Source organism: Desulfovibrio sp. ZJ746 (assembly GCF_011039155.1).
Taxonomy (GTDB): domain Bacteria; phylum Desulfobacterota; class Desulfovibrionia; order Desulfovibrionales; family Desulfovibrionaceae; genus Desulfovibrio.
In genome coordinates this window covers 14,839-32,306 of sequence record NZ_JAAKEK010000007.1, presented here as the reverse complement: position 1 = coordinate 32,306, position 17,468 = coordinate 14,839, and the positions used below count along the sequence as shown (strand labels likewise).

Below are 17,468 nucleotides of genomic sequence, written 5' to 3'. Positions count from 1 at the left end.
ACACCACCCCCAAGCCGCAAGGAGCACGCATGCCCGTCACTCTGGGAATGAACGGCTTCGGCCGCATCGGCCGCTACCTCCTCCGCCTGCTCGCCAATGACGACGAGATCGTCTTCACGGCCATCAACGCCCGGGCCTCCAACGACGCCCTGGCCTATCTGCTGAAGTACGACTCCACCTACGGCACCTTCCCGGGTGAGGTGGGGCACGACGAGAACGGCCTCATTGTCAACGGCCGGCACATCACCGTGACGCGCTGCAAGGCCGGCGAGTGGGAGTGGGGCCGCCTTGGCGTGGACATGGTGGTGGAGAGCACCGGCACCATCAAGGACCGCGAGGGCCTTGCGCGCCACCTCGCGTGCGGCGCGAAAAAGGTCATCATCTCGGCGCCGGGCAAGGGCGTGGACGCCATGATCGTCATGGGCGTCAACCAGGACATCTACGACCCCGAAAAGGACAACATCCTCTCGGCCGCGTCCTGCACCACCAACTGCCTCGCCCCGGCGGTCAAGGTCATCCACGAGAACTTCGGCTTCGACCACGGCCTCATGACCACCATCCACTCCTACACCATGAGCCAGCGCATCCTCGACGGCACCCACAAGGACTGGCGGCGCGGCCGCACGGCCGGCGTCTCCATGGTGCCGTCGAGCACGGGCGCTGCAAAGGCCGTGGGCGTGGTGATGCCCGAGCTCGCGGGGCGCATCAACGGCATGTCCGTGCGCATCCCCACCTTTGACTGCTCCCTCGTGGACCTCACCTGCGAGGTGGAAAAGCGCTGCGCCGCCGAAGAAGTCAATGCCGCGCTCAGGGCGGCGAGCCTCGGCGCCCTGCACGAGAACCTGGGCTATTCCGACGAGCCGCTGGTTTCCATCGACTACCGGGGCAGCACCTACGGCGGCGTTATTGACGCGCTCTCCACGCAGGTGCTGCGCGAGACCATGGTCAAGCTCCTCATCTGGTATGACAACGAGGCTGGCTTCACCAACCAGCTCCTGCGCCTCGTGCGCATGGTGGGCAAGAGTCTCTAGCCGTTCCCCCGGCACAACAGCGTCCTCACGGGGCCGTCGCATCGGAAGGTGCGGCGGCCCTGTTTTTGCATCTCCCTTGCATATGCCGCAGTGCCGCGTGAGCGCCGGGCCGACGCCGGAAAATCAGGCATTGGCCCGCTCCTTGCAATCAACCGGGCACAAGCACTGGCAGGCGGCTTTTCCGCCACCATCCGCCGGCGGCGGAAGCGGCCCCAAGGGGCCGCGCCAAAAGGAGAACCTATGCAGGACGCACTGTTTAGCGGGCTTTTCGGCGCGCTGACCACCGAACACCGCATGAATTTCATCGCCAATAATTTGGCGAACGTGAATACCACGGGCTACAAGCGCCAAACGCTCGCCTTCAAGGACACCATGGCCTACTACGCCCATGACGAGATCCGCGAGCCGCTCATGCACCTGCGCTCCGAGCCGCTCTTTCCCGAGCCCAAGAACATGGCGCGGCCGCGCATCGCGGTCTCGCAGATCGACTTTTCGCAGGGCTCCATGGAGTTCACGGGCAACCCGCTCGACGTGTGCATCAACGGCGAGAACGCCTTTTTCCGCGTGACCACGCCCAATGGCGACTACCTCACGCGCAGCGGGCATTTCGTGCTCTCGAGCGACGGCACCGTCATGACGGCGAGTGGCTATCCCCTGCAGGGCACGGGCGGCAACATCGTCATCCCGCCGGGCACGCGCAATGTGGTCATCGGCGGCGACGGCCAGGTCTCGGCGGACGGCGTGGTCGTCAACCAGATCGCGCTTTTCAGCGTGGACAGTCCGCACAATCTGGAAAAGCTCGGCGCCAATCTCTACAAGACGCGCGACGGGACCAATGCCGGCGAGGGCGACGCCTATGCCGGCGGCGCGCGCCTGGAGCAGGGTTTTACGGAAAAGGCCAATGTGGAAGTGGTTTCGGAAATGGTGAACATGATCGAGGTGAACCGCCAGTTCGAGGCCTACCAGAAAGTGATGCAGACCGCGGACACCCTCGACCGCGCGGCCAATGACAAGGTGGGCAGGCGCGTCGGCTAGGCGCTCGCCTCCAAGTGAGAAGGAGAATTTCCCATGATGCGTTCCCTGTATACCGGAGCCACGGGCATGGTGGCCCAGCAGCTCAACATCGACGTCATTTCCAACAACCTCGCCAACGTGAACACCACGGGCTTCAAGAAGAGCCGCGCCGAGTTCGAGGACCTCATGTACCAGACCATGAAGATCGCGGGCTCCATCACCGAGGGCGACAACATGCTGCCCGTGGGCATCCAGGTGGGCATGGGCGTGCGCCCCACGGCCGTGCACAAGTTCTTCACCCAGGGCGACTTCCAGAACACGGGCAACGCGCTCGACGTTGCCATCGAGGGCGACGGCTTCTTCCAGGTGGATGTGAACGGCGACCTCATGTACACCCGCGCGGGCTCGTTCAAGCTCAACCAGGACGGCACCGTGGTCACGGCCAACGGCTACATCCTCCAGCCCGAATTCACCGTGCCCGCGGAGACCAAGAACATCTCCATCTCGGCCAACGGCCACATCGCCGCGCTGGACAGCGAAGGCCAGGAGATCGCCGGGGCGGACATCCCGCTCTACACCTTCATCAACCCCGCCGGCCTCGATGCCCGCGGCCGCAACCTCTACACGCCCACCGAAGCCTCGGGCGACGAGCAGGAAGGCGTGCCCGGCACGGACAATGTGGGCACGCTGGCGCAGGGCTTCCTCGAAATGTCCAATGTGGAAGTGGTGGACGAAATGGTGAACATGATCGTGGGCCAGCGCGCCTATGAGGTCAATTCCAAGTCCATCCAGACTTCGGACTCCATGCTCGGCATCGCGGTGCAGCTCAAGCGCAGCTAGGCCCGTTGAGGCAGTTGAGGTAGAGGGAGATGATGCTACGCAGAGGATGGCGGGGCGCGGCGCGGCCGCAGGTGCTCGCCGCCGCGGCCCCCGACGGATGGGCGCTCGCGCTCGCCGCGCTGGGCCTCGCGCTCGCCCTGCTCATCCAGCTCTGGGCGCCCGCGGCGGCCCATGCCGGGGCCCAGGGCGGCGTGCCCCAGGCCGTCTGGCAGGACAGCGACCGCAACCACCGCCGCTCGCCCGCGCAGGTGAAGAACCAGCTGCGCACGCCGCAGGTGCGCGCGGGCAAGGTGCCGCTGCCCGAAAACGCGCAGGCGGAGCGGCAGGCCAAGACGCGCAACCTCGTGGCCACGGGCGCGGCCCCGCTCCCGGCGGCCCCGGCCCCGGGCGACCAGCTCCCCATGCTGGGCGAAAACGACTGGCGCCTCAAGGTGGCGCCGGCGGCCGTGACCAATGGCGACATGGTGCGCCTTGGCGAGATCGTCACGCCCCTCGGCCAGATGGACCCGGCCCTCTGGAACGATTTGCGCGAGCGCGAGCTCTGGCCCGCGCCGCCGGAGGAGGGCAAGCCCCTCCAGATCAACCGTTCCAAGCTCTCGCAGGTGTTGCACCAGGCCTTGGGCAAGGAATACGCGGGCCGCTGCATCTTGCCGTCCTCGCTGGTCATCCAGCGCGGGGGCCTCGTCTTTCGGGAAGACGACTTGCGTTCCTATGTTGTCAAAAGCCTGACGCCGCAGCTCCAGGCCATGCCGGGCGAAGCGGAACTGACGGATTTTCGCCTGCCGGAATACATTTTTCTCGCCCACAGCGGTCAGCGCGTGCAGCTCGAGCCGGGCAAGCTCTCGCCCGGGCGCGTGCCCCTGCGCTTTGCCGTGCAGGAGGCGGACGGCACCGTCCTCAGGCGCGTGGCGGCCACGGCCAACCTCACGCTCTGGATAACCGTGCCCGCGGCCGGCCGCCCGCTCTCCAAGGGGGAGATGCTTTCGCCCGAGGCCGTGACCTTCATGCGCGTCAACGCGGGCCAGCTCAAGGACGTGCCCTGGGACGGCCAGGGCGGCCCCTGGCAGGTGGTGCGCTCCGTGGGCACGGGCGAGCCCATCCTGCAAAGCGACCTTGTGAACCGCCTCACGGTGCGCCGCGGCAATATCCTGACCCTGCGCTACGAGCGCGGCAATGTCCAGATGACCATCCAGGCCGAGGCCCTGGCCGACGGCGAGCCGGGCGCGACCATCCCGGTGCGGAATTTGCAAACGAAGAAACAAGTCTATGCCACCGTCAAGGACGGCAGCACAGTTGAGATCCGCTAGCGGCTCTTGCCGCAAGGCGAGCGCACAGCGCCGCCATGAATTTCGAGAGGAGGGGAAACACATGAAACGCAAGGCACTGACAGCGGCCCTGGGGGCGGCTTTCCTGCTCTGCACGGCCTGCGGCGGCGGGGGCTCCTACAAGCGCCCGGCGCTCCAGCAGCCCGTCACTCCGCCGCAGGAATACCGCCAGGAAGTGGACGGCCGCAACAATCCGGGTTCGCTCTTCGCGGCCAGCGAGGAGGAAACGCTCTTTGCGGACAGCCGCGCCCACCGCGTGGGCGACATCGTGGTGGTCAAGATGGTGGAGAGCACCAAGGCCCAGAACAAGGCCGAGACCAGCGCGGACAAGGACAACCAGAACAACTACGAAGTGGCGGCCATGTTCGGCAAGAGCAAGACCGGCTTCATCCCCTTCGTGGGCATCGGGCCGCAGGCCTCGGTGGGCCTGCCCGCGCTGAACACCACCTCGCAGAGCGACTTTTCCGCCTCGGGCAAGACCAAGCGCGAGAACTATGTCACCACCTCCATGGCGGCGCGCGTGCTCCGGGTGCTTCCGGGCGGCCTGCTCCAGATCGAGGGCGCGCGTGAGATTCGCGTCAACGAGGAGACCGAGTTCATGGTGGTGCGCGGCATGATCCGCTCGCGTGACGTGGATGCGGACAACAGCATCCTCTCCACCAAGATAGCGGACGCGAGCATCGAGTATTACGGCAAGGGCGTGCTCGCCGACAAGCAGAAGCCCGGCTGGTTCACCAGGCTCATGGACAATATCTGGCCCTTCTAGCAGAAGGCGAAGGAGACAAGGCGACAAGGAAAAGCCCCCGGCATGCCGGGGGCTTTTTGCGTGCTGGCATGGGCAAGGGGCATGCACCGCTCAATGGGGGATCAAGTGGTTCTGCTCCACTTCACAGAGGAGGCTTTGGGCGAGATTTTCTTTCGCGGCGTCCTTAAGATACGCGGCGAAGACCTGTTCCGCCGGAACAAGCACGATTTTTATAGCTTCACAGCCGAGATTTTTGAGCAGGGCAAATTCCACATAGCCTTTATACTCCAGCTTGCCCCCTTCGCCGGGCAGCAGAAATATGTTCTCTACCCGGTGTATGCCATGCGTCTCAAGAAAGGGCCTGAAGGCCACTTCGTACAGGTATTGCTTGTCAATATCGCCGATGCCCGGATGGTTGTCCCGTAAAGTTGCATACGTGTAATACTTGGCGTCAAGGATGAGGAAAACCGTTTCCCCGTTGTGGCGATACAAAACAGCGATGTCGGGAATGAGCGTGCCATTGCCGGAAAAATCCCCTGATGCCAGATGCCACTCCGGCCTTTTGATAAGGCTTATGAGCGTTGTTTCCCCTCTGCAGGCCGCATGCAGGGGCGCGCGCAGCGGCAGCTTTTCCAGCAGGACATTGAGCTGGTTGCCAAAAGCCCGGGCGCACACCTTTTCCCACACGGTCTCGAAGCTGGTGGTGCCATAGAGGTGCAGGGGCTCGGCCGTCAAGGACTCACGGCGCTCGATGTAGCGGAGAAGCCGGCGCAGCAGCTCCTGTTTATGGCTTTCGAACTGGATGTCGAGTTCCGCGCGAAGCCGTTGCAGGACGTATTCCTCCGGCCCGAAGTGCTCGCTGGGCTCGTCCGACAGCCGCAGCGGGCTCAAGCCGAACATGGAGAGGAGGTCGGCGTCTTCGAGGAGCCGGGAGCATTCGGTGAGAATGAACTTGTGGAGCCGCGTCACATAGTCGCTTGTGTCGTCCACCGTCCTTTTGGTGTGAAAATCCAGATAGAGGGGGATGTCCTCGCAGAAAAACGGGTCTACGGCGCCGAGCGTTTTGTCCCAAAGGATCTCGCCTGTGCCGTTGTACTCCGCGTCAGCGACAGGATGTGAATAAAGCCCATGCTCCGCATAATCGTCCAGCAGGGCGAGCGCTTCGGCAATCAGGCTGAAGCCCATGGGCTCGTTTTCGCCGCCGGGGGCAAATTCGACCTTGCTTTGCCGGGCATGGCAGCGGAGCACCTTCATCACCTGCGCAAAGGCCTTGTGCGGCGTTGCGGTACTGCGGATATATTTCGGATAACAGCGGAGAATGAGATCCTTGAAAACGACGATGCCGACAAAGGAAAATTTGAATACCCGTTCCCCCGAGTTTCGCTTTTGGGGTGCAAGCACGCCATATTGCAGCAGAAGAGACAGGAATTGTTCCCCAGTCTCGTTTGAGAGACAAAATTTTTTAAAAAGTTCCGCCGTGGTGCACTCTTCCCCTTCGCGTGCAAAATAGCCGGAAACTTTCATACACTAGGACGGATTTTTGGAAAAGGTCTTCACAAAATCCTCCCCGAAGATGGCGAGGCCACGTTCATCGTACTCCCTGCAGAGCGCGGAATAGCGGTGATGGTCCGCGCAGCCCTTGAAGAGCTCCGGGCGCCTTTGACGAGCGGCATCCTCAAAGAGGTACATGAGGATCTTGTTCTTAAAAACGTCGTTGAAGCCCTCAATATTCTTGATGATGCCGTTCTCGCCCACTTCGAGCACAGAGGGCTTGAGGAAATAGGGGCCGATGAGCTTGTCCTCGTTGATGCGCAAGGCGCTGAGGCTGTCGTTGATGGCGCCGCGCAATTTGTTCCATGAAATTGTGACGCGGTTCCCCCCGATGTTCAGGGGCAGGAGCACGTCCGGGGGATTTGCCGGGTCAATGGGCAGGTACTCGAACGACCAGCGGCGCTTGAACGCCGTATCCATGGGGAAGACGCCCTGGTCCGCGCTGTTCATGGTCGCCCAGATGAACATGTTGCCCGGGATGCGGATGCGCTCGCACTCCCCGGGGGCGCAGCCCAGCTCCCGGGACAGGTACTCCTTCACGTCCTCCGATACCGCAATGTCGTATTCGCTGTACCCCTCGTCCGCACGGTCGAGAAGCTGAAAGGCGTCGCCGAAAACAGCCGCCACACGGGCGCGGTTGAGCTCCTCAATGAGCAGCAGGTGAGGCTGCGGGTTGCCCTCCATGCCGGAGCGCAACGCCCTGACGAGCACGCGCAGGAAGGGCCCGGGCACGAAGCCGTAGCGGATATTCCCCTCCCGTGTGGTCTGCGGCTTGTAGCAGCCCATGAAATGGGAATAGGCATAGTCGGGATGAAAGGTCACACGTTCAATGTTAGGGCCGAAGTATGGGCCGGAATCTTGCTTGAGCTTATGGCTTTTGCCCGTGCCCGGCGCCCCGAAGATGATCCTGTTTTTGGGGAAATGGGAGGAGAAGGGGAGTTGAAAATTTACTTTTTTCTTGAACACCGGCTCTGGATTATCCTCTTTTGGCGGTTTGCCGAAACGCGAAACAAAGACTTGGTAAAATTCCGGATACTGCCAGCCATTCTGCTGGGAAATTCTCGCAATCTGTGCGCTCCTGGCCCAAGGGGTGGCCATTGGAGGAATCCGACAGGTGGAGAGGACATAATTTTGCCAATCCGGAGAATAAAAGCCACTCAATTTATGAGGATACAATAAAGCAAAATATTTTCGCATCCATATGTATGCAAAAGAGTTCCCAAATATCCCCTGTAACGCTGCATCCAGATTTTCAATTTCTTCACGATGGGAAAGATTGAGATTTTCAAAAAGATGTGATCCCTGGACAAGCTTTTCCCGCACATCTTTGGCATGGGCAAGGGCGTCAGCTTCTGTGAGCTCTTGCCCGCTGGCATTTACCCAGCGATGATCTTTTGCGCGTTGGAAGAGACCGAATTTGTGCGATGATCCACCCCAAATGCTCCCCCAGCTCTCGGTTTTTGCCTCCAGATGATACATCATATAATCTTTGGTGCTGGGTTGCGTGAGATAGAGCGCAGCGAGCAAGTTGTCATCTGGAATGGCAAGCAGTTTCTCCGGGGAAAAGCGTTCAACAAAAGTACGTCGCTCTTCTTCTGCTTCATGAGCAATCGCTTCAATGTCAATGGCATTCTCTTCCGCAACCGCGAGGAGCATCTTAGCGGCGCGTCGATATTCATCCGTAATTTCTGCATTCTCATTCATGACAGGCATCTGGTTCATCCCTGCATTTTCATATAAGGGGATGGCGCTGAGGTCAGAGTGCTCGAGGGCCTCGGCCAGTTCGGGCCGCAGTTTCCAGATGTAGCCGTCCTTTTTAGGAGCATCCGCGAAGCGCCCCAAAAATATGACAGGCCACCATCGGGGCTTTCCGTTTTCGCGCTGAAGCACGGGGCAATCGGTTTTCCGCGCTACCCTTTCGGCCAGCCGGGAACCGGCGCGATTATACGCCTGGGCATGGCGCCCGTACTTCCGGGAGAGCTGCTTGCACGAGGCCGCGCCGCCAGAATCCTTCAGGCACTTGAGCAGGATGAGGCTCCCCTCCTTGCAGACATCCTTGTCATGCAACAATTCCAGCCACTCTTCCGTGGAAATCCCGGGAGAGTATCCTTCCGGGAACCATCCCTCATCTGGAGCCATAGCGTCACTCCGCTCGCGTACGTTTTCTTGCCCACGGCAGGGCGAGTCCCTTTGTCTTTGTTCCTTGGGCTGCATGCCGCATGCGTCTAGCCGCGGGTGTGCGGTTCATCCCTCCGCTGCCGCGCCCGGCGCCCCTTACTTCGTGCCGAAGATGCGGTCGCCGGCGTCGCCGAGGCCCGGCAGGATGTAGCCATCGGCGTTCAGGCCCTCGTCGATGGCGGCGGTGTAGATGTCCACGTCCGGGTGCGCGGCCTCCACGGCGGCGATGCCCTCGGGCGCGCAGACGAGGTTCAGGGTGTGGATGTGCTTGCAGCCGTTGCGCTTGAGGATGTCGATGGTCGCCACCATGGAGCCGCCGGTCGCCAGCATGGGGTCGAGGATGAAGGCGAAGCGGTCTTCCAGGTCGCTCGCGAGCTTCACATAATATTCCACGGGCTTGAGCGTTTTCTCGTCGCGGTAGAGGCCCACCACGCTGATCCTGGCGGCCGGCACCATGGCGAGCACGCCGTCCATGAGCCCCAGGCCCGCGCGCAGGATGGGCACCACGGTGAGCTTCTTGCCGGAGAGGGCGTCCACCTCGATGGGGCCCGCCCAGCCCTCGGCCTCGCGGGGCTCGGTGGGGAGATCCTTGCTGGCCTCGTACATGAGCAGGCCGGCGATCTCGTTGGCGATGCGCCGGAATTCGCTGGTGCAGGTGCTTGCCGTGCGCAAAAGGCCCAGCTTGTGCCGCACCAGGGGATGATCGACCACATAGGCTGCCATGATGTCTCCTTGTTTGGTGTGTGGACTGCAAAAAGCTTTGCGCCTCACGCAAAGTCGCTGCGCCGCTCGAGCCAGCGGCCGAGGCCCGCGCAGGCGAGGCCCACCATGAGGTACAGGGCGCCCGCGCTGATCCAGATCTCAAAGGTCATCTGGCTCACCGCCATGACCTCGAGGCTCTGGAAGGTGAGCTCAGGGAGCGAGATGAGCGAGGCGAGGGCCGAATCCTTGAAGGTGGAGATGGTCTGCCCCACGAGCGGCGGCAGCACCACCCGCGCCGCCTGCGGCAGGATGACGAGCCAAAGGCTCTGGCCGCGCGAAAAGCCGAGGGCGCGGGCCGCGTCCCACTGGCCGGCGGGCACGCTCTCCACGCCGCCGCGCACGATCTCCGCCACATAGGCGCCCTCGTAGAGGCCAAGCGCCAGCACGGCCGCGAGCATCCTGTCCATCTGGCCGGGCGGCGCGAAGCCGAGGGCCACGGCCTCGCGCAAAACCCCGGGGAGGTGCCGGATGCCATCTTCCAGCGCGGCCACGGGCAGCAGGTTGCCCGCGAAAAAGTAGAGGAAGAAAATGAGCACCAAGGGCGGCGTGTTGCGGATGATGGTCACGTAGACGCGCGAGGGGAGCGCCGCCGCGCCCCGTGCATGGGCGCTGGCAAGGCCCACGGGAACCCCGGTGAGCAGGGCGAGCACCATGCCCCAAAAGCCGATGCGCAGGGTCACGCCGAGGCCGAGCAACAAGAGGCCGGCCTCCCACTGGCCGTTGGCGCCGCGCCGGAGCAGGAATTCCCCGAGGACAGACCATTGCCAGTGGTATTGGGGCAGGTTCGCGGCGCGCCAGACGCACCAGGCGCCAGCCGCGAGGAGCACGCAGAACAGGAAGGCGTCCTGCCAGGCGGGGCGCCAGCGCGCGGCTGGGCCATCGCCGGGCGCGGGGCGCCGACACCAGGCGCGGAAGGGCGACCATGACTCGTCCCGCACGGCCTCCCGCGCAGGGCTGTGCGTGATTCTGGCGGGGGCGCCCGCGGGCGCCCCGGCGCGCCGCGTCATCGAACGAGCTTCTCCCAGTCCGTGCTGTGGAACCAGTAGTTGCGGCGGTCCTTGAGCCAGCCTTCCTCTTCCGCCATGCGGATCCAGTTGTCGAGCACGTTGAGCGAGTCCACGTCGCCCTTGCGGATGAGGAAGCCCACGGGCTGCCGCGAGATGGCCTCGGTGGTGGGCTGGTAAAGGACATCGGGATTGCGCAGCACGGAGAAGGCGGGCAGCGGCGCTGACGAGAGCATGAGGTGCGAGCGGCCGGCGATGACATCCTGCACGGCCGGCGCCTCGTCGTCAAAGGGGCGCAGCGTGGCCTCGGGGAAGAGCTTTTTGGCGGCCAGCGCGGGCGTGCTGCCGCTGCGCACGGCGATGACGACCCCGGGCTTGTTGTAGTCCTCGGGGAACTTCATGCCCTTGGTCTTTTCCTTGTTGGCCACTGCCTCGATGGTGGCGTAGTCATAGGGGATGGTGAAATTGCCCTTGAGGTTGCGCTCAGGCGTGACGCTCATGCTGCCGATGATGATGTCGAACTTGTCGGCGAGCAGCGCCGGGATGATGCCCGACCAGCGCGTGGGCACCAGTTGCAGCTCCACGCCCAGATCCTTGGCGAGGCGGCGGGCCACGTCCACCTCAAAACCGATGAACTCGCCGTTCTTGTCCTGCATGGCCCAGGGCACGAAGGAGGAAAAGCCCACGCGCAGCACGCCGCGGTCGAGCACCTTGTCGATGAGCGAGGGCGGCAACTTTTCGGAGGCCGCCTGCGCGGGCGCCGGCGTGAGCAGGCAAAAGGCCAGCAGCAGGAGGCAGGCGAGCGCGCCGGCAAGGGCCGGGCGGCGCAGTTTCAGGGGGGCGGTGTGAGGGGCGGAGCTGGGCATGGAAGTTCTCCCTGTTTGGGGTGAGGGGCGGTATCAGGAATCCGCGGCGGCCTCGGGCCGCGAGCCGTTGCGGCGTTCCAGCAGCCAGGCGGGCACGGACGCCAAGAGCGTCAGCGCGAGGTAGATGGCGGCCACGAGCAGCCAGACCTCGAAGGCCAGAAAGGTCTCGGCGATGATGGCCTGGGCGCGCATGGTGAGGTCGGCCACGGCGATGGCGCTCACGAGCGAGGTATCCTTGATGAGCGTCACTATCTGGCTCGTGAGCGGGGGCAGCATGTTGCGCGCCGCCTGCGGCAGGATGACGAGGCGCAGGGCCTCGGAAAGGCCGAAGCCGAGGCTCAGCGCCGCCTCCCATTGGCCGCGGGGCACGCTGAGCAGGCCTGCGCGGAACAGCTCGGCCATATAGGCGCCCTCGAACGCGCCGAGGGCCAGCACCGCCGAGCCGAAAGGCCCGAGCGAAAAGAGCGGCGACAGCAGGAAATAAACGAAGAAAAGCTGGAGCAGGAGCGGCGTGTTGCGCAACAGCTCGATATAGGCGCCGGCGGCGAGGCGGCAGAAGTGCCACGGCGACAGGCGGCACACGGCCGCGGCGAGCCCGAGCAGGGTGGAGAGGCAAAAACCGGCCGCCGCGATGCCGAGGGTCATGACGAGCCCCTCGCACAGGGGGCCGGCCACGAAGCCGTGGGCCGTCCAGCGGCCGAAATGGCGCCAGACGCGGTTCCACTGCCATTCGTAGCTCATGCCCTCGCTGGCGAGCTCGAGATAGACCCAAGCGAGCGCGGCCAGCGCGAGGAGGAGGACCGGCCCCCTCCAGCCAAAGCGGGCGCGGCGGTGCGGGCCACCCGGATTCGGTGCGCCCGGCGCGTCCGGCGCTTCCGGGGCATTGTGGCCCGGCGGGGAGGAATTGTGCGGCATGGCGCATTGTCAACGCGCCCCGGGCACCTTGTCAAGAAGCGGGGCCGGCGGCGGCCGCGGCGCCCGGCCCGGCAAAAAATGGCGCCCCCGGTAAAAAATACTTGACGGAATCGGCGCCCGCGTCTATAACGCCTCTTGCCTCTATGTAGGAGCGTAGCTCAGGTGGCTAGAGCACTTCCTTGACACGGAAGGGGTCAGCAGTTCAAGTCTGCTCGTTCCTACCAATTCGCATGGAAGGGGAGCATTCCCCCAGGCATACGGGCGCCGCGGCGCGCAGCAGTCAGAAATGGGGAGCTTGCCTCCCCATTTGTTTTGGCCCGCTTGTTTTGGCCCATGTGTTCTGGAGTGACGGGGCGCCGCCAAAAAATGCTCGAAGGAGCCGGTATGGATGTTCTGGTGGAGGGCCGGGCGGTCAGCGCCGCCTCCGGGGCCACGGTGGCCGATGTCTTGCGTGAGGCCCTGAGCGGCAAGAAATTCAAGGCCGTGGTGGCCGCCCGCGTGCCCGGCGCGGGGGACGAGCCCGGGCGTCTGCTGGATCTTTCCGCGCCCGTGCCCGCCGATTGCGCCGCGCTTGAGCCCGTGTTCGCCGATTCACCCGAGGGGCTTGCCCTCATCCGCCATTCCACGGCCCATGTGATGGCCGCGGCCGTGAAAAAGCTCTTCCCCAAGGCGAAAGTCACCATCGGGCCGGCCATCGATAACGGCTTTTACTACGATTTCGACGTGGAGCGCCCCTTCTCCAGCGAGGATTTCGCGGCCATCGAGGCCGAGATGCAGCGTATGGCTGAGGCGGCGCTGCCCTTCACCCGCGAGGATGTGGGGAAGGCCGAGGCGCTCGCCCGCTTCAGGGACTTGGGGGAGACCTACAAGGTCGAGCTCATCGAGAATCTCCCCGGCGAGACGGTCTCGCTCTACACCTGCGGCGACTTCACCGATCTTTGCCGCGGCCCTCATGTGCCGCACACGGGCTTCGCGCGCGCCTCGAAGCTCATGAGCGTGGCCGGCGCCTACTGGCATGGCGACGAAAAAAATCCCATGCTTTCGCGCATCTACGGCACGGCCTTCGCGGACCAGAAAAGCCTCGACGCGTATCTTCGCCAGCTGGAAGAAGCCAAACGCCGCGATCACCGCAAGCTCGGCCGCGAGCTCTCGCTCTTCACCTTCCATGAGGACGTGGCCCCGGGCATGGTATTTTGGCTGCCCAAGGGCATGCTCGTGCGCACCATCCTCGAGGATTTCTGGCGCAAGGAGCATCTGCGCCGCGGCTATGACATTGTTCAGGGCCCGCAGCTTCTGCGCGTGGAGACGTGGCAGCGCTCCGGCCACTACGACCACTACCGCGAGAACATGTATTTCACGCAGATAGAGGAAGACGCCTACGGCATCAAGCCCATGAACTGCATCGGGCACATGCTCCTCTACAAGCACGAGCTGCACAGCTACCGCGACCTGCCGCAGCGCTATTTCGAGCTCGGCGTGGTGCACCGCCACGAAAAGAGCGGCGTCTTGCACGGGCTTTTGCGCGTGCGCCAGTTCACGCAGGACGACGCCCACATCCTCTGCACGCCCGGGCAGCTGCAGGACGAGATATTGGGCGTCATCCACCTCATCCGCGCGCTCATGGAGCTTTTTGGCTTCGAGTACAAGGTGGCCGTGTCCACTCGGCCCGAGAGCAGCATCGGCACGGACGAAGCGTGGGAGCAGGCCACGGGCGCGCTCATGAGCGCCGTGGAGGCCGCGGGCCTCCCCTACGAGATCAACGCGGGCGACGGCGCCTTCTACGGGCCCAAGATCGATGTGCGCCTTTTGGATTCGCTCGGCCGCGAGTGGCAGTGCTCCACCATCCAGGTGGACTTCACCCTGCCCGAACGCTTCGATCTCGTCTATGTGGGCCAGGACGGCGAGCGCCACCGGCCCGTCATGGTGCATCGGGCCATCATGGGCTCGGTGGAGCGCTTCATCGGCGTGCTCATCGAGCACTATGCGGGGGCGCTCCCCACATGGCTCGCGCCCGAGCAGGCCCGCCTGCTCACGGTGACGGACGAGGCCGCCGAGGCGGCCAAGCGCCTGCGCGCCGAGCTGCTCGCGCTCGGCATCCGCGCCGGCGAGGACACGCGCAACGAGAAGCTGGGCTTCAAGGTGCGCGAGGCGCAGCTTGCCAAGGTTCCCTATATGTTGGTTGTCGGTGAAAAGGAAGTGCAGGCCGGCGGCGTGAGCGTGCGCCTGCGCAGCGGCGAGAACCTGGGGCTCAAGTCCGTGGCGGAGGTGGCCGCCCTCATCCGCGCGGACGCGGAGGAGCCCTTCAAGCGAGGAGGGATGCGCTATAGCTTCTCCTAACATGAGAATGCGCCGCGACATGCCGCAGGACGGCGTGAGGCGCAATGAGACCATCCGTGCGCGCGAGGTGCGCGTCATCGGCGCCGAGGGCGACCAGCTCGGCATCCTGCCGCGCAACGAGGCCATCGCGCTGGCCAAGGAGGCCGGGCTCGACCTCGTGGAGGTGGCCTCCAATTCCGAGCCGCCTGTCTGCCGCATCATGGACTACGGCAAGTTCAAGTACGAGCAGCAGAAAAAGAAGGCCGAGGCCAAGAAGCGCCAGAGCGTCGTGCAGATCAAGGAGATCAAGGTCCGCCCCAAGACCGACGACCACGACTACGAGACCAAGCTGAGGCACATCCGCCGCTTCCTCGAGGACGGCGACCGCTGCAAGGTGACGGTGTTCTTCCGGGGGCGCGAGATCGTCCACAAGGACCGCGGCGTGGCCATCCTCGAGCGCATGGTGCAGGATCTGGCCGATGTGGCCAAGATGGAGCAGGAGCCGCGCGCCGAGGGGCGCACCCTCCAGATGCTCCTCGTGCCGAAAAAATAATCCCCTTGCGGCCGCACGGTTTTTGCGGCACTATGCAGCCCCGGCGTCCGGGATGGCCGCCGGAACCACAAGGAGTGCGTCATGCCCAAGATCAAGACCCGGCGCGCCGCCGCCAAGCGTTTCCAGCTCACCGGCAGCGGCAAGTACCGCCGCCGGCGCCAGAATATGCGCCACATCCTCACCAAGAAGTCCCCGGGCCGCAAGATGCGCCTCGGCAAGGCCACCCTGGTCGATCAGGCCAACGAGAAGGCCGTGCGCCGCATGCTGCCCAACGGCTAGAAGGTTTTTACGGGGCCGCGCCGTGCGCGGCGTCCGGGCGAGCGCGCCGGGCCCCGCGGAACGGGCCCGGGCCGTGCGGCGTCCGCTTCCCGGTGCGCCCGGCGCCCGGGAATTTGAAGTACGCTACCCCCGGCGGGCATGCCTCCGCCTTGCCGGGCGAAGGAGGGAACACCCATGCGTGTGAAGAGAGGAATGACCACCCACCGCCGGCACAAAAAATATCTTGACGCGGCCAAGGGTTTTCGCGGCGCCCGTCACCGCCTGTACCGCACCGCCCGCGAGGCCGTCGAGCGCGCGTGGCAGAATTCCTTTGCCGGCCGCAAGCAGCGCAAGCGCGATTTCCGCGCGCTGTGGATCATGCGCATCAACGCCGGCTGCCGCCTGGGCGGCCTTTCCTACAGCCGCTTCATGCACGGCCTCAAGGCCGCGGGCATCGCCCTGAACCGCAAGGTCCTGGCCAACCTCGCCATCGAGCGCAAGGACGATTTCGCGGCCGTGGTCGAGCTGGCGAAAGCCGCCCTCAAGAAGTAGGGCGCGCCGCCGCATTTGCCGGGCGGCGCCCTGCCGCCCGGCCACCTCGAGCATGGGGGATTCCATGGATCTCATGGCAGCATTGGAGGCCCTGGCGCCGGAACTGGAAAAGGGGCTCAGTGAGGCCGGCTCGCTGGACGCCCTCGAGGAGCTGCGCGTGGAGTTTCTGGGCCGCAAGGGCCGGCTCGCGCGCATCATGGGGGAGCTCCCCTCGCTCGCCCCGGCCGACAGGCCCGCCGCCGGGCAGGCCGCCAACCGCATCAAGGCGCGCATGGGCGAGCTTTTCGCCGCGTGCAAGGCCGCCATCGAGGCCGGCCGCGAAGCCGCCGCGCTCGCCCGCTTCGATCCCACCATGCCCGGCCGCGACTTCTGGCAGGGCTCGCTCCATCCCACCACCCTGGTCATGAACGAGGTCTGCGGTATCTTCCGGGGCCTCGGCTTCGACATCGCCTCCGGCCCGGAGGTGGAGATCGACCACTACAATTTTGAAGCCCTGAACATGCCGCCCGAGCACCCGGCCCGCGACATGCAGGACACCCTGTATATCACCGAGACCGTGCTCATGCGCACCCACACCTCGCCGGTGCAGGTGCGCACCATGCTCGCGCAGAAGCCGCCGCTGGCCGTGGTGGCGCCGGGCAAGGTCTACCGCCGGGATTCCGACCTCACGCACACGCCCATGTTCCACCAGATCGAGGGCCTCATGGTGGGCGACGGCATCAGCATGGCGCATTTGCGCGGCATCCTCACGGCCTTTGTGCGCGCGGTTTTCGGGGCCGACACGCGGGTGCGCTTCCGCCCGAGCTTTTTCCCCTTCACCGAGCCTTCGGCCGAGGTGGACATTTCCTGCCGCATCTGCGGCGGCTCGGGCCATGTGGGCGACGAGCCCTGCCGCGTGTGCAAGGGCACGGGCTGGGTGGAGATTCTGGGCTGCGGCATGGTGGACCCGGCGGTGTTCGCCGCCGTGGACTATCCGCCCGAGGTGAGCGGCTTTGCCTTCGGCCTCGGGGTGGAGCGCATCGCCATGCTCAAGTACGGCATCGGCGATTTGCGCATGTTTTTCGAGAACGATGTGCGCTTCCTCGCCCAGTTCGGGCGGGGCGCCTAGGGCCGTGGGGCGGCGCCCGCTTAGGGCTGTGGCGGCGCGCGCGTGCCGGCTGCTCGGGGCCTGCCTGCTGTGTTGCGCGCTCGCGGCCCTTACGTCAGCCCCTGCGCAGGCGCGCTCGGCCATGAGCCCGCGGCATTCGGGCATGGAGCCTCCGGGGGGGCCGCGCACCTCGGACGTTATGCCGGGCGGCGGCCCCACGCGCACGGCCGAGGGCGGCATGGGCTATACGGACGCCTACGGCAATACGCTGGACGATGTGCCGCCGCCCGAAAAGGAGCCGCGCAAGCGGCCCCGCGCGGGCGCCTATGGCGGCTACGGCGCGGCCCCGCAGGAACGGCCGCTGCCCGACCCGGGGGCGGCCACCGATGCGCCCCCGGTCTGGTCATTTAAATAACTGCTCCGCCGCTTACCGCGCCCGGCTTGGGCCGCGGGGGCCGGCGCGCCCCGATC

The 17,468-nt window shown here is 65.0% G+C and carries 17 protein-coding genes and 1 tRNA gene; 12 read left to right on the top strand and 6 right to left on the bottom strand.

Annotated features, from left to right (window positions below; translation table 11 throughout):
- The first annotated feature begins 29 nt into the window (after positions 1–29).
- From gap to G7Y54_RS10565, 5 genes are all read left to right on the top strand, one after another.
- A complete protein-coding gene (gene gap, locus G7Y54_RS10585; RefSeq protein ID WP_165079396.1) occupies positions 30–1,031 on the top strand; it encodes a type I glyceraldehyde-3-phosphate dehydrogenase in 1,002 nt (333 codons plus the stop codon).
- A 240-nt stretch (positions 1,032–1,271) separates the two neighbouring features.
- Complete coding sequence (locus tag G7Y54_RS10580) at positions 1,272–2,066, top strand: flagellar hook-basal body protein (protein ID WP_165079397.1); 795 nt, start codon at positions 1,272–1,274, stop codon at positions 2,064–2,066.
- A gap of 33 nt (positions 2,067–2,099) precedes the next feature.
- A complete protein-coding gene (gene flgG / locus G7Y54_RS10575; protein ID WP_165079398.1) occupies positions 2,100–2,885 on the top strand; it encodes a flagellar basal-body rod protein FlgG in 786 nt (261 codons plus the stop codon).
- Positions 2,886–2,917: 32 nt separating this feature from the next.
- On the top strand, positions 2,918–4,192 hold the full coding sequence (flgA, locus tag G7Y54_RS10570; protein ID WP_165079399.1) for a flagellar basal body P-ring formation chaperone FlgA: 1,275 nt from the start codon (positions 2,918–2,920) through the stop codon (positions 4,190–4,192).
- A gap of 61 nt (positions 4,193–4,253) precedes the next feature.
- A complete protein-coding gene (locus G7Y54_RS10565) occupies positions 4,254–4,976 on the top strand; it encodes a flagellar basal body L-ring protein FlgH (protein ID WP_165079400.1) in 723 nt (240 codons plus the stop codon).
- 90 nt (positions 4,977–5,066) lie between these two features.
- Here the strand turns inward: G7Y54_RS10565 and G7Y54_RS10560 are convergent, their stop codons facing one another.
- The 6 genes from G7Y54_RS10560 to G7Y54_RS10535 form a co-directional block, all read right to left on the bottom strand.
- Positions 5,067–6,479 carry an LlaJI family restriction endonuclease gene (locus G7Y54_RS10560; protein WP_165079401.1) on the bottom strand — a complete coding sequence of 471 codons (1,413 nt, stop codon included), beginning with the start codon at positions 6,477–6,479 and terminating at the stop codon, positions 5,067–5,069.
- A 3-nt stretch (positions 6,480–6,482) separates the two neighbouring features.
- Positions 6,483–8,645, bottom strand: a complete 2,163-nt coding sequence (locus G7Y54_RS10555; protein WP_165079402.1) for an AAA family ATPase — start codon at positions 8,643–8,645, stop codon at positions 6,483–6,485.
- A 135-nt stretch (positions 8,646–8,780) separates the two neighbouring features.
- On the bottom strand, positions 8,781–9,407 hold the full coding sequence (gene upp, locus G7Y54_RS10550; protein WP_165079403.1) for a uracil phosphoribosyltransferase: 627 nt from the start codon (positions 9,405–9,407) through the stop codon (positions 8,781–8,783).
- 44 nt (positions 9,408–9,451) lie between these two features.
- Positions 9,452–10,384, bottom strand: coding sequence for an amino acid ABC transporter permease (locus G7Y54_RS10545; protein WP_165079404.1), 933 nt, complete (start codon positions 10,382–10,384; stop codon positions 9,452–9,454).
- Between the two features lie 65 nt (positions 10,385–10,449).
- Entirely contained in the window at positions 10,450–11,316 is an 867-nt protein-coding gene (locus G7Y54_RS10540) for a transporter substrate-binding domain-containing protein (RefSeq protein ID WP_165079405.1), read from the bottom strand.
- 33 nt (positions 11,317–11,349) lie between these two features.
- A complete protein-coding gene (locus G7Y54_RS10535; RefSeq protein ID WP_206214953.1) occupies positions 11,350–12,231 on the bottom strand; it encodes an amino acid ABC transporter permease in 882 nt (293 codons plus the stop codon).
- Positions 12,232–12,378: 147 nt separating this feature from the next.
- Here G7Y54_RS10535 and G7Y54_RS10530 point away from each other — a divergent pair.
- The 7 genes from G7Y54_RS10530 to G7Y54_RS10500 all read left to right on the top strand — a co-directional run bounded on the left by G7Y54_RS10530 (position 12,379) and on the right by G7Y54_RS10500 (position 17,412).
- A tRNA-Val gene (locus G7Y54_RS10530) sits at positions 12,379–12,455 on the top strand.
- Between the two features lie 160 nt (positions 12,456–12,615).
- Positions 12,616–14,568 carry a threonine--tRNA ligase gene (gene thrS / locus G7Y54_RS10525; protein ID WP_165079406.1) on the top strand — a complete coding sequence of 651 codons (1,953 nt, stop codon included), beginning with the start codon at positions 12,616–12,618 and terminating at the stop codon, positions 14,566–14,568.
- A gap of 7 nt (positions 14,569–14,575) precedes the next feature.
- Positions 14,576–15,100: a translation initiation factor IF-3 gene (gene infC, locus G7Y54_RS10520; protein ID WP_206214952.1), complete on the top strand. Its 525-nt coding sequence runs from the start codon at positions 14,576–14,578 to the stop codon at positions 15,098–15,100.
- A gap of 81 nt (positions 15,101–15,181) precedes the next feature.
- On the top strand, positions 15,182–15,379 hold the full coding sequence (rpmI, locus tag G7Y54_RS10515) for a 50S ribosomal protein L35 (RefSeq protein ID WP_165079408.1): 198 nt from the start codon (positions 15,182–15,184) through the stop codon (positions 15,377–15,379).
- A 174-nt stretch (positions 15,380–15,553) separates the two neighbouring features.
- Positions 15,554–15,910, top strand: coding sequence for a 50S ribosomal protein L20 (rplT, locus tag G7Y54_RS10510; RefSeq protein ID WP_165079409.1), 357 nt, complete (start codon positions 15,554–15,556; stop codon positions 15,908–15,910).
- Between the two features lie 64 nt (positions 15,911–15,974).
- Positions 15,975–17,018, top strand: a complete 1,044-nt coding sequence (pheS, locus tag G7Y54_RS10505) for a phenylalanine--tRNA ligase subunit alpha (protein ID WP_165079410.1) — start codon at positions 15,975–15,977, stop codon at positions 17,016–17,018.
- 121 nt (positions 17,019–17,139) lie between these two features.
- Positions 17,140–17,412 carry a translation initiation factor IF-2 gene (locus tag G7Y54_RS10500; protein WP_165079411.1) on the top strand — a complete coding sequence of 91 codons (273 nt, stop codon included), beginning with the start codon at positions 17,140–17,142 and terminating at the stop codon, positions 17,410–17,412.
- Positions 17,413–17,468: the final 56 nt, after the last annotated feature.